Origin of the sequence: Streptomyces sp. T39, from assembly GCF_008042045.1 — a bacterium.
Lineage (GTDB): Bacteria > Actinomycetota > Actinomycetes > Streptomycetales > Streptomycetaceae > Streptomyces.
Genome location: NZ_RDBP01000069.1, coordinates 1 through 11,178, shown reverse-complemented (window position 1 = coordinate 11,178; position 11,178 = coordinate 1). Strand labels below are relative to the sequence as shown.

Genomic DNA, 11,178 nt, shown 5'->3' with positions numbered 1-11,178 from the left:
CGGGGTCTCCGTGGCTGGTCCATCCGCAGCCGGCTCCGTCCTGGACTTCCATCCAGGCGATGCCGAGGTCGTCGAGTGCGGTGCGGGCGGCTCCGGTGTTGGCGGTGTTGACGGCCTGCCAGGCGAGGGCGGCGCGCGCCCACGATTCGACCGGGTGTCGGGTGTCGTTGGCGTAGATGACGGTGCCAAGGGGGTGCTCGGCCTCGAGCCGGGCCGGGTCAAGGACCGGGACCGTGCGGAAGAGGCGGGCGCGGGCGGCGTCAGTCGCGGCGCGGAGGAACGCGCGGGCGCGGCGGACGGCTTCCTGGGCTCGGGCCATGAGGTCGGCGTAGTACTGGGCGGAGATCCCGGTGATGGCGGCCTGGTGGCTGGGGGTCCAGGACCACAGGGAGCGCGGCAGGTCGAGGTGGTCAAAAGTCGACACGGCGCCGTCGCGGTAGGCGAGGGGCAGGTCGCGGGCGGCCCACTGTTCGGCGGCCGCGGCGGCTGCGCGTTCGAACGCGGCAAGAGCCTGGATGAATGCGGCCGTCGCGGTGCGGATGGTCGTGGTGGTGCCGCGCCCGGGCCGAAGCCGGGCCAGCGCTGCAAGCAGCGCCTTCTGGGCGCGGGTCAGGATCCGCCAGGCCGCGGTGAGCCGGTCAACGCCTGCGGTGATGTAGCCGACGAGCCGGGCGCGTAGGGAGCGTCGGCGGACGGGGGTGCTCATCGACGTGGCCGCTCGACGAGGCGGATCATGCCGAGCGACGTCGCCGGGTCCGGGCCGGGCAGGGCAGGGTCGTCCGGTGCCGGGGGTTCCCCTGCTTCGAGGGCGGCGATCTGCCGCTCGAGTGCCTTGATGACCTCGCTGTTGTTGATGGAGACGACGCCGGAGACGCTGATGCTGGACGGCTGGGCGAGGAGCGCGGCAAGGCGTTCGCGGAGGACCTCGAGCGCGACGGCGCGACTGTTGCCGAGGCGGGTGTATCGGGTGTCGAGGTCGTTGAGGTCGGTCGCGGTGCCGAGCTGTGCGATGAGCCAGGCGCGGGTTGCGGCGTCCATGGGTCTCCTGCCGTGTGGGCTGGGAAGGGGGGTGGCGGTGCGCAGCTGCCCTTGGCGCCCCCACCAGGGGGTTCTGCGCACCGCCGTGACCGCCGGTGCCCTCGTGTGGCGGTCTGCCGGCCCCGGAGCCGGGTTGTTAGCCGTCCGCGGGCTTGCGGGCGGCGGTCTTACGGGCCGTGGTCTTGCGCGCGGTCGGCTTGTCGCCGTCCGTGCCGGCCTGCGGGTCAGCGGCGCCGGAAGGATCCGAGTCGTCGCCAGAGGCGCCGTCCGGGCCGTCGCCGGAAGGGCTGCTGCCGTCCCCCGGCTCGTTCTCCGCCTTCATCTTCGCCAGGCGCGGGAGCTTCCCGTCGACCCAGGCGGCCGGGTTCGTCACCAGGGCCGCGAGACGCGGCTCCGGTGAACTGCCGGCCGCCAGGGTCACGGTCTGGCGGGTATCCGGGTCCGTCACGTAGACGGTCCCCTTCAGCTGGGCGGCCATGGGTCACCACACCGTCGCGGCGATGTGGATGTCCGGCACGTACATGACCGGCAGCGCGGCGGCGGATCCCTTCGTCCAGACCTGCGGCGGGTCGTCCTGGTAGCCGCGGGTGACGACGATGCCGGGTGCTTCCTCGCGCAGGATGGCCGGGTTGCCGCCCTGGGAGAGGATGAGGCCATCGGCGGTGAGACCGTACTGTGTCTCGGCCCACTGGGTGGGGTTGGGCGGCAGGAGGAAGAACATGTTCTCCGGCAGCGCGCGGACGTCGGTCCCGTTGGAGAGGGGGATCTTCACGTCGTACGTGACGATCGGCGGGAGGTTGTAGCGGGCGCGGACGACGTTGACCTCGTTCGGGGCGAGGACCGCGGTCGGGATGGTCGACGCGCTGTTGACGCTGCCGTAGTAGGCGGCGCGGTACGAGTCGTTGCCCATCGCGAGGGCCATCGTCTTGTACGAGGTGAGGGCGCGGGCCGGGGTCGGGGCGCCGCTGGCGCGCAGGACCTCCATCCAGCGCATCTCGTCGCCGAGCATGTCCGCGGTTGGGTCCGTCCACGCGGTCGGCGCGGTCGGCATGTTGGCCGAGGGCACGTTGTAGTTCGCTTCGAGTTCGAGGTTGTTCTCGCCGACGAGGGAGAACTTGCCGTCGGCGAGGAGGTCGCCGGCGGCCAGCTCGAGTCGGTGCTTGATGGACAGGACGTGGGCGGCGACGTCGTCGTAGACGGCGTCGACGAGGTCGCGGGAGTCCATGCCGCGGTCGAGGTTCTCGAGGATGGTCTCGAACTCGCCGACGATGTACTTCTGCCCGAGGGGCAGGAGCTTGCCGGAGGTAGCGAACTGCGTGATCTCACGCGTTGCGACCTTGGTCTGCGCGTCCCACGCCCGGTAGGAAGCGGCGGCGACCCGGCGGCGGGTGCCGCGGTGCTCCCACTTGACCGAGTTGATGGTGCGCTCGGGGATGACGGACTGGGTGAGCAGGTAGTCCGCGGGGGTCTGGATCTCGCGGGCGAAGGCCTGGATCTCCGTCGGGCTGATGTCGCGGAGCAGGAGCTCCAGCATGTCGTTGGCCATGTTGGGCTCCTACTCAGATGCCGTAGACGAAGTTGGTGTTGGAGCCGGCCGGGACGTCCGTGGGGTCGAACGCGACCGGGAGCTGGGAGGCGTCGATCTGGCCGTGGACCATGAGCGGCGCGGCGCACTTGGTGGAGCCCGGGCTGAAGGCGACCTCGGTGAAGAGGAAGCCGGCGAACACGTCGGTTCCGTCGGCGGTGGCCGCGGTGCCGCCTGCGGTGGTGGTGGCGATGGTGATGTCGGGGCTGGTGCCGCCGGTGAACGCCTCGGTCGTGGTGGGTGCGGCAACGTTCTCGCCGAGCTGGGTGCCGCCCCAGGTGAGGGTCCACGGTCCGCCCGCAGCGCCCGTCACCGCCACGTCGCCGGGGGCGATGTTGGACAGGGCCTCGAGCGCGGTCTGCACCTGCGCCGCGGTGGCGTTGTACGCGATGGCGCCGGTGGTCTGGCCGGACCACGTGATGGTGAAAGTGCCGCCCGTCGGGCCGCCGGTCACGGTCAGCGTCTGGACTTCGTTGGTGACCGCGGCGTACGGCTCGAACAGGCCGGTCGTGGTGTTCTTGCCGAGCGGGATGCCGGACTTCAGCTTCCGCTCCGGCTGGTACTTCGACGCCTCGGTCCAGTGGAGGGTCTCGTCGAAGGCGGTGAGGTCGAGGGTGACGGTCTCGTTGGCTTCGATGCCGAGCATGCTCATGAGCCACGGGCGGCCTACGGCGAGCGTCTCGGTGCTGGTGTACGGCTGGATGTCCACGCCGTAGCCCCTTTCGCGATGTTCGCGGGTGTGTTCGGGCGCCAGGTGGTGGTGCCGTCCACGGGGGTCGGGCGTGGTCCCAAGTCGTGCGGGTTGTGCGGTGGTGCGGGTCAGGCAGCTTCGGGGTTGCGCAGGCCCATGCGTTCGGCGCGTTCGCGGGCGGCTGCGCGGATGGCGTCCTTGCCTGCGGCGGGGGTGCGGGGCAGCCCGCCTCCGGCGGGTGCTCCGGACGGGGCCGGCGGCAGGGTCTGCGGTGCGGGCGCCGGGGCGGTGGTGGTGCCGAACAGTTCGGGGCGGCGGGTCTTCAGCTTCTCGGCGGCGTCCTGGACGGCCTGCTCGTCGGCGTCGTCGTCGACGCGAAGGAGTGCGGCAGCGTCGTCGAGGTCGTCTCCGGTGGCGCCCAGGCCGACGAGGATGGAGCGGCGGATCGCGGCGCGTTCGCGGGTGACGGCTGCGGCTTCCTTCGCGGCGAGTTCCTGTTCGCGCCGGTCGAGCTCGGCGCGGCGCTTCTCGTCCTCGGACAGGGCTGCTTCCTGGGCCTTGCGTCCGGCCTCGATGAAGGCTTCGGCGTCCTCTATCTTGCTGAAGCCGAGCTTGGCGGCGAGGTCTTCGAGGGCCTTGCGTGCGCCGGCGCGCTCGCCCTGGGCCTTCTCCTTCGCGGCGAGGGAGGCGACTTCGTCTTGGGTGAAGACGCGGCTGGGAGGGGGTCCGGGCTTGGGGGGTTCGGCCGCGGGGTCTCCTCCGGCCGGCGGGTCGCCGCCGTCGTTGTAGAAGACGGCCATGCTCTGGACGCCGGTGTACGGGTGGGTCCAGGCGTAGGCGGCCGGGATGCCGGGGCGGTGCTGCTGCGCGGGGCGACGCATGGGTGCACTTCCTCCCAAGGAGTGGTCAGGCCCCGCGCCTGAGATCAAGGTAAGCACGGATTCGGTCACGTGTTGCCCCCGCTTCCCCTTGCGAGGTCTTCGTCGTCCTCACCGTCGGGGTTGTCGTCTTCGGTCGGCAGGATTGGCTGCGGGGCTTGAGCGGTGTCGGGTGCCTGCCGGCCGAGGAAGCGTGCAACTTCTTCCGGGTTTCCGAGGGCGTCGGCGAGGAACCGGGCCTGCTCAAACTGGCGGGACTCGATCTGCTCGATCTCGGACTGGGCGTCGTCGATGGGGAACCCGGCCTCGGTGAGCATCCGCACCGCGGTCTCCAGGGAGAACACCTTCCCGACGCCGGCCGTGACCTGCTCGAGGACTGCGGCCTTGTCGGTGGGCGTGTAGGGGCCGCGGATGAGGCGGGCGGGTTGGACGGGCAGGCCGATCCAGTCGGGGTGCTGTCCGGCGTGGTGGATGCGTTGGACCATGCGGAGCAGGAGCATGTCCTTGTGATCGCGGGCGAGGCGCATGCCGTCGATGAGGGAGTCGAGCGGTCCGAGGGACAGTTCGAGGGCGTATCCGGAGGGGACCTTGGAGGGGTCCATGGTGCCGAGGCTGACGGCGGGGAGGCGGACGACGTTGGCGGCCCGGTCGGCGAGGTCGTGCCGGTGGTCGCGGAGTTCGCGCAGTGCGGGGCTGGTGTCGATGGACGTGAGCTTGCCGTCCGCGCCGAGCATCCACACGGCGCCGGGGGCGACGTCGTACTGGGCGCGCGGGTCGGACACGCCGGAGATGCCGATCATCGGCAGGCCGGTGGTAGCGGACGCGCGGGAAGAGTCAGTGTCGGCACTGGCCAGCTCGTCGAACACCTGCAGTGCCTTCGCCAAAGATGACTGCCCCCAGTGCTCCTCCGCCGGGGGCACCGTGTTCGGCTGGTGGATCACCGGGATGAAGTCCAGGTACAGGTCGAGCCGGTCGAGGACTTCGCCGTCGGGGCTGGTGGCGTAGCGGGCCCGGTCGAGGGGGAGGGTGTCGACGTCGACGGGACCCTTGAGGTCGCCGAGTTCCCAGGTGGCGTCGGTGAGGTAGCAGGTCCGCCAGGCGGGTTCGTCGTTCCACGGGTACTGGCGGGAAATGCCGCCGGTCGCGGGGTCAACGGTGTCGCCGAGGCCGATGACGGGCGTGGCGGGGGCGTCGTCGGTCGGATCGGACATGACCGGGGCGCGGACGGGCCGGCCCGTGCGGTCGACACCGGACGCGGTACGGGGGCCGATCCAGCCGAGCTCGTAGGTGATGCGCCGCAGCCGCGGCTTGAGGCCGCGCTTCTTGTCCTCGGGGAGCTCCCACGCGAAGTGGACGCGTTCGGGGAAGTCGGAGCCGTCGCCGTCCTCGGGCAAAACGGGGAAGAAGAAGCCGGGATCGTAGGTCTTGAGGCGGACGCGACGCTTGGCTCCGTCCCAGTACAGGAGGTAGACGGCGTCACCAAGGCCGACGGCCTTGCGTTCGGCCTGCAGCATCCGCATCCCCAGCAGCTCGTTCTCCGCCCAGGTCCGCAGGAGTTCCTGTACCCGGGCGGCGGCCGCGTCCGCCTGGCCGGCGCCGGGGGTCTGCTCGGCGCCGGGGACAACGATGTGCTGCTCCCGGCCGAGGACGTGAGCTACAAGGGTGTCGACGAACATGCTGGGGTCGCCGAACTCGCGGCGTTCACGGGCGGTGTCGCCGTCACGGATCTGTGCGAGCTCGCCGGCCTGGTTGTTGTCGTAGGCGGCGAGGACCTTGTACGCGGCGAGACGGCGCTCGTCAGCGGCGGGGACCCAGGAGGCGTGGGCCTCGGGGAACGCGCGCCGGTTGGGCATGCCGAGGGCCGGGTCCGAGTAGATCGGCTTGTAGTTGAGCCACGACCAGGCGTCGATGACCATCGACTTGAGACCCACGCGGGCACCCCTCCGCTACCAGGCCCCGCGCCTGTGATCAGGGTACGGGCCTGCGGGCCGGGTGTTCCCCCCTGGCCCGTCGCGGTGGTTCTTGTAGTCCTATTGGGTGGTTACTGGAAGGTAGAAACGAAAACCCGTCCGAGAAATGCGGGTTGATCACGTTTTAGGAAGACGAGAGGGGCAGAACGCCCTGTCCGGCCACGTAGAGTGGTTCTCCACGGCGTTCATCAACGCTTACCTGCGACCCCCCTGGGACGACAGCTGTACCCGGGGTGATCGGCACCTCGGGTGCAGTTGCACCCGAAGGGAGGTAAGCGCATGGGGAACGAACAGCCGGACTGGAACCTCTGGCTCTTCGTGATCGCATGCCTTGAGCTGCTGACTCAGGCGATGACGAAGTGCTGCTAAGGGCTCCAGTCCGGTGCCCGTGAGCAGAGGCCGCCTCCCTGCCAGGGGGGCGGTCTTCTGCTTGTCTGTCTCTTCCTGGCTTCCTCAGTGCACGACCTTGTGCGTGTACAAGCTCGTTCACTAAGGCTCTACAGTACCCGGGTTTTCTGGGATTTATAAATCTGCGCGGATCACGAACCGTGAATAATCGCGATCTGGACCCGTCCAACGTCCAGCAGACTGCTGGTAGGCCGTCAGATCGCCGTCTGGGCCGTTTCGCAATCTTCCGGGTTCGTCATCTGCGTCCTCGGAGCCGGTTGTCACTGTAGTTACCGGTCCGTACGGGCCCTGAAGCGGGATCCGCAAGTTCCGTCAGAGCGTGAACGGCAGCGTCCATCCGGTCCGGAGAGTCCATCCCTGGGATCCAGGTGACCATCTGCGTCTCCAGTTCGTGGAACTCGCCAACGTGATGGACCTGCCCCGTCTCGTACAGCTGGGCGATCGGCTCGGCGCGCAGCCGCTTGCCCTTCTTCGCGTTCACGTCGACGATCCGCGGCATCGGCTGGCCGCCGGTCTTGCCCTGCCGTTCGAGTTCTGCCCAGGCCTGGATGACGTTCTGGCGTGCCATGTCGCCGCCGTAGTTGGTCTCTACGACGATGGCGTCGGCGTTGAGGTCGAGGGCGAGGAGGCAGGTCTCGCGGCCGCGGGCTTCGGCCGAGTGCCGGCCGGTCTTGTCTGCGAGGAGGTAGTAGTGGCCGTCGGTGGAGCGTCCTGCGGCAACGATGCCGCTCTCGTCGTGGCTGGTGCTGTCTCCGCCGGCGGGGTCGAGGGCGACGACGATACGAGCCAGGTCGACGCCCCGGAATGCGACGGGTGACAGGCGTGTGGTAGTGATCCACGCCCATTGCCAGACCCCGCCTTCGAGGGGGCGGGGCTGCTGCTGGTAGAGGGCCCACCAGACGCGTTCGCCGACGGCCTTGTGGGTTCGGGCGAGTTCTTCTTCGTCGTACTGGGCGGGCCAGAGCGCCTTGCCGGGGGTACGGCCGAGGGGGTCGGTGTCCGAGAGGGCGAGGGCGGGCAGGTCGATGAGGGTCCAGTTCTCGGGTTCGTTGGCGAGGATCTGGCCGGACAGGTCGAGCTCGTGCCATCTGGTGTTGATCAGGATGATGGAGGCGCCGGGGGCGCGGCGGGTGTAGAAGACGGACCGGTACCAGTCCCAGACGCGTTGGCGCTGTGCTGGACTGTTGGCGTCGTCGGAGCCTTTGAAGGGGTCGTCGATGATGCCGAGTGAAAATCCTTTGCCGGTGAGCGATCCTCCGACACCGGCGGTGACCATGCCGCCTCGGACGCTGGAGCCGCGGGGGGCTTCCAGATCGAACCGGTTGGCGGCGTGGCTTCCTGGGTCGAGGCGGATACCGAGGGTGTCGCCGTGTTCGCGGAGCTGGTCGCGGACCCAGCGGCCGTGGTCGTCTGCGAGGTCGGCACCGTAGGAGGCGATCATGACGCGGCCGGTGGGGTTGCGTCGCAGGTACCAAAGGGGTCCCCAGCGGGATGCTCGCTGGCTGTTGTGGGTCGGAATCATGGCCCGGCCGGCCAGGAAGAGATGGGACGGCGAGTCGACCTCGATGCACCGTGTGGCCGTAGCGCTGCGCCGCATGGCCATGACGTAGTGCCGGTTGGCGCGTATGCCGCTGCGGCACTTGATGGCCTTGCGGGGTAGTCGGGCGGCTCCTTCCATGTAGAACATGACGCGGTACTTCTTGCTGATGAAGCGCCCATTGAGGGTGGCATCACCGACGTTGAGGGAGGCCTTCCCGCCCAGGCTGTACACCAGCTCCTGCACGGCTTCAGCAAGCTCTTGCTTGATGCTGCAGAACTCGACCTGCCCGTCGTTGGCCACGTAACCGTCGGTGTCTACGAGACCCTGGAGTAGCTCCCTGCGCTGCGAGATGGACCCCCGCAGGTAGGGGGCGGGCACATGCTTGTTGCCGAGAACGCCCAGTTGTCGGAGCTGGCTGCGCAGCCCAACTACGCCGAAGACGGTCGGGTTGGCCCACTGGACTGTCTCGTAGCCCAGTTCGTGGATGACGGACCGCAGATGCTTGGCATCCTCCGGGTCGGCGGTGATGCCGCCGTCCAGAGAACGCCCGTCTCCGAGCCACGCACCGAGGAGGTAAGGCGGGACGAGGAGATCCTGATCTGGGAGTTCTAGGGCGTTCGCAGTCCAGATCATGGCCTGCTTGGAGCGCGGGCGCGCAAGGTCGCATGTGTTGTAGAGCCGATCTGAGTGTCGTCGGTCCAGGTTCGCCTTCCACTCATGGGCGTAGTCGGCCACGATGTGCCCGCCGCTATCTGTGACAACGTCGAAGCAGGGCCGGTCGTACCAGGTAGGAGACGTCCACGTCACGGTGCAGGGCTTCCCCAGCTCGTCAAAGATCTGGTCTCCGACCTCCAGTTCGCCCATCGTCGACCAGCCGTCCGGCGTCGGGATGGGTGTGTCGAGCGCGAGCGCCTTCCCGTGGCGTGGGGGCATGGTGAGCATGACCTGCATGCGTTCGCCTGCGGCAATGCGGCGGAACACGTCGTCGATGAGGTCGAGGTGGGGGGCTTGCTTCTCTCGTCCTTCGGTGAGGACGGCGGCCAGTGCACCGGGTGACTTGTCCATGGCCATCTGTCGTTCGACCCAGGCGAGCCGGAGGCGGACTTCGGGGCTGGCCTGGGCGACGATGCGCTGCCGGGTGGCTGCGGGCAGGGACCGGTACTCCTCGAGGAGTGTGGCCTCGAGCAGGTCAGCCGTCGCTGTCACCCGGCTCGTCCTTCATTGGGGGGATGGGTTCGCCGTTGAGGGTGATGAGGGTGTTGAGCTGGTCGAGGGAGCCGTTGCCGAGGGGGACGGCGCCTCCGTCGGGGCCGCTGATCTCGGTGCGGACGGGCGAGTCGAGGCCGTTGAGCTTGGCGCGCCGGTCCATGAGCCGCAGCACGGTGTCGACGGCACGGACGTCGATCTCTTCGGCAACGATGTTGCGGTCCTTGTCGAAGATGGGGCTGGGCTTGGTGGCTTTCTCCCAGACGGCGGCGAGGAGCTCGTCGAGGCGTTCGTTCTCCTGCTGCCGGTAGGCGGACACGGCGGCGGCTTCTTCTTCGCGGTGCTCCTCAAGGGCGCGGATCATGTCCTTGGAGGCGGCCTGCCGGCTGGTGTAGCCGAGGGCGAGGATGCGGGGGTCGTCGAAGCGGACGCCGGACAGGCGCAGCTTGACGAGTTGGGCGCGGCGGTCGGCGATCTCTGCTTGTCGTGCTTTGGAGATGGGCATGGCGGTGGGGCTCCCGCTCTCGGTCAGTTGTCAGGCCCCGCGCCTTGTCACAGATGATCCCCTGATTTCGGCGTTTGGTTCCCCCTGGGCGGGGTTGGAGGGGATGCTGCCCGGCATGAGACGTGTGCGTGTGGTGGGGGCTGTCGCGGTCGTGGTGCTGGCGGCTGCGGGGTGTGGTGGCGGGGATGGGGTGGATGCGAAGCCGTCGGAGTCGGCTGCCGCGGCGTCGCCGGTGGAGGAGGCGTTTACGCCGGATCCGTCGCCGTCGTTCCCGGATACGGCTGCGGGCCGGCTGGACAGGCTGGCGGATGAGAAGGGCTGGTTCGTCGACGATGCGGGGACGTGGCCGTCGGGTTATGTGGGCCGGATCTGTCGGGGGATGACGCGGGTGGAGTCGGAGGGGCAGGATCCGCAGCAGTGGCTGGCCGAGGAGGAGGATCCGGCGCCGTCGCCGCGGGAGATTTTGAAGGCGGGGGCGAAGGATCTGTGCCCGCGGTGGGCGAAGGAGATCGTGGAGGTTGCGGGTGGGTCGTGGCGTCCGGATCCGGTGTACGCGGATGGCACGTATGTGGTGGCTGCGGAGCCGGGTGAGCCGGATCCGGTGTCGGGCGAGGTGGCGATCACGCCGGGCCGGTGGCGGGTGTCGGGTGATCTGGAGGATTGCTACTGGGAGCGGACGTCCAGGTCGGGCGAGATTTTGGACAACAACTTTGCGACGTCGGCGCAGGAGATCACGGTGACGATCCGGGCGTCGGATGGGCAGTTCACTGCGCGTGGCTGTGGGGTGTGGGAGAAGGTCGGTTAGCGGTCAGCGCAGGAAGGCCCCGTCACCCTCCTCCGGTGACGGGGCCCCACGGGGTTACTGGGTGGGAAGCATCGCTGTGGCGATGGCGTGCAGCATGCGCGCGTAGCGGACTTCTGGGCTGCTGGTGTCCGTGGACGGCGGGACAGGCTGCCCACCCAGTCGGGGTGCCAGCGTGTAGAAGTCGTAGAACTCTTCGAACGTCATGCCTGCTGCCCGTTCGACGACCCGGATCGTGCTCGCCTTGTCGTTCTCGGACTGCTGGTTCCATGGTTTCTTGGCCCACTGTGGTCCGAGGGCGATGGAGTCGAAGGTTCGCTGGGCGTCGTGGACGAGAGCCGCTGTTCGCGCGAGCGGGGTGGTGTCGGCGTCAGTCATGGTGCCTCCAGCGGGAAGGGGTTACGGCCTGGGCGGGGAGATGGGCGCGGGGACGTCCGGGCTCCCCGCCCAGGCTGTGCTCTTTCAGGGTGGGGCATGTTCGGGGGTTTGTCTGAGGTGCGTTCCCCTGGCGGTGAGTGCGCGTTGGAGGGGGCTGTGTTCGGGTGGGGTGTGGGG

Annotated in this window: 11 protein-coding genes; 1 reads left to right on the top strand and 10 read right to left on the bottom strand. The window is 69.1% G+C overall.

Features of this window, described 5'->3' with window-relative positions; all coding sequences use genetic code 11:
• The 9 genes from EAO77_RS35155 to EAO77_RS35110 all read right to left on the bottom strand — a co-directional run.
• A partial coding sequence (locus tag EAO77_RS35155; RefSeq protein ID WP_147992385.1) for a hypothetical protein occupies positions 1 to 706 on the bottom strand: 706 nt, incomplete at its 3' end.
• Positions 703 to 1,038 carry a hypothetical protein gene (locus EAO77_RS35150; RefSeq protein WP_147992384.1) on the bottom strand — a complete coding sequence of 112 codons (336 nt, stop codon included), beginning with the start codon at positions 1,036 to 1,038 and terminating at the stop codon, positions 703 to 705. The genes EAO77_RS35155 and EAO77_RS35150, both read right to left, overlap by 4 nt.
• Positions 1,039 to 1,174: 136 nt before the next feature.
• A complete protein-coding gene (locus EAO77_RS35145; RefSeq protein WP_147992383.1) occupies positions 1,175 to 1,516 on the bottom strand; it encodes a hypothetical protein in 342 nt (113 codons plus the stop codon).
• A gap of 3 nt (positions 1,517 to 1,519) precedes the next feature.
• A complete protein-coding gene (locus EAO77_RS35140; RefSeq protein ID WP_147992382.1) occupies positions 1,520 to 2,584 on the bottom strand; it encodes a major capsid protein in 1,065 nt (354 codons plus the stop codon).
• 13 nt (positions 2,585 to 2,597) lie between these two features.
• Complete coding sequence (locus EAO77_RS35135) at positions 2,598 to 3,332, bottom strand: hypothetical protein (protein ID WP_147992381.1); 735 nt, start codon at positions 3,330 to 3,332, stop codon at positions 2,598 to 2,600.
• 110 nt (positions 3,333 to 3,442) lie between these two features.
• Positions 3,443 to 4,195, bottom strand: a complete 753-nt coding sequence (locus EAO77_RS35130) for a hypothetical protein (protein WP_147992380.1) — start codon at positions 4,193 to 4,195, stop codon at positions 3,443 to 3,445.
• A gap of 65 nt (positions 4,196 to 4,260) precedes the next feature.
• Entirely contained in the window at positions 4,261 to 6,123 is a 1,863-nt protein-coding gene (locus EAO77_RS35125) for a hypothetical protein (protein ID WP_147992379.1), read from the bottom strand.
• Positions 6,124 to 6,805: 682 nt separating this feature from the next.
• Positions 6,806 to 9,316 (bottom strand): terminase large subunit domain-containing protein, encoded by a 2,511-nt coding sequence (locus EAO77_RS39080; protein WP_187283549.1) that lies wholly within the window; start codon positions 9,314 to 9,316, stop codon positions 6,806 to 6,808.
• Positions 9,300 to 9,821, bottom strand: coding sequence for a hypothetical protein (locus EAO77_RS35110; protein ID WP_147992378.1), 522 nt, complete (start codon positions 9,819 to 9,821; stop codon positions 9,300 to 9,302). Before EAO77_RS35110 ends, EAO77_RS39080 begins: the two co-directional genes overlap by 17 nt.
• 115 nt (positions 9,822 to 9,936) lie before the next feature.
• Between EAO77_RS35110 and EAO77_RS35105 the strand changes: the two genes are divergently transcribed.
• Positions 9,937 to 10,626, top strand: coding sequence for a hypothetical protein (locus tag EAO77_RS35105; RefSeq protein ID WP_147992377.1), 690 nt, complete (start codon positions 9,937 to 9,939; stop codon positions 10,624 to 10,626).
• Between the two features lie 54 nt (positions 10,627 to 10,680).
• Here the strand turns inward: EAO77_RS35105 and EAO77_RS35100 are convergent, their stop codons facing one another.
• Entirely contained in the window at positions 10,681 to 11,001 is a 321-nt protein-coding gene (locus tag EAO77_RS35100; RefSeq protein WP_147992376.1) for a hypothetical protein, read from the bottom strand.
• Positions 11,002 to 11,178 lie beyond the last annotated feature (177 nt).

Bases quoted from the DNA above. Each gene is read 5' to 3' on its own strand.
- EAO77_RS35150 (WP_147992384.1), bottom strand. From the start codon at position 1,038: ATGGACGCCGCAACCCGCGCCTGGCTCATCGCACAGCTCGGCACCGCG.
- EAO77_RS35145 (WP_147992383.1), bottom strand. From the start codon at position 1,516: ATGGCCGCCCAGCTGAAGGGGACCGTCTACGTGACGGACCCGGATACC.
- EAO77_RS35140 (WP_147992382.1), bottom strand. From the start codon at position 2,584: ATGGCCAACGACATGCTGGAGCTCCTGCTCCGCGACATCAGCCCGACG.
- EAO77_RS35130 (WP_147992380.1), bottom strand. From the start codon at position 4,195: ATGCGTCGCCCCGCGCAGCAGCACCGCCCCGGCATCCCGGCCGCCTAC.
- EAO77_RS35110 (WP_147992378.1), bottom strand. From the start codon at position 9,821: ATGCCCATCTCCAAAGCACGACAAGCAGAGATCGCCGACCGCCGCGCC.
- EAO77_RS35105 (WP_147992377.1), top strand. From the start codon at position 9,937: ATGAGACGTGTGCGTGTGGTGGGGGCTGTCGCGGTCGTGGTGCTGGCG.
- EAO77_RS35100 (WP_147992376.1), bottom strand. From the start codon at position 11,001: ATGACTGACGCCGACACCACCCCGCTCGCGCGAACAGCGGCTCTCGTC.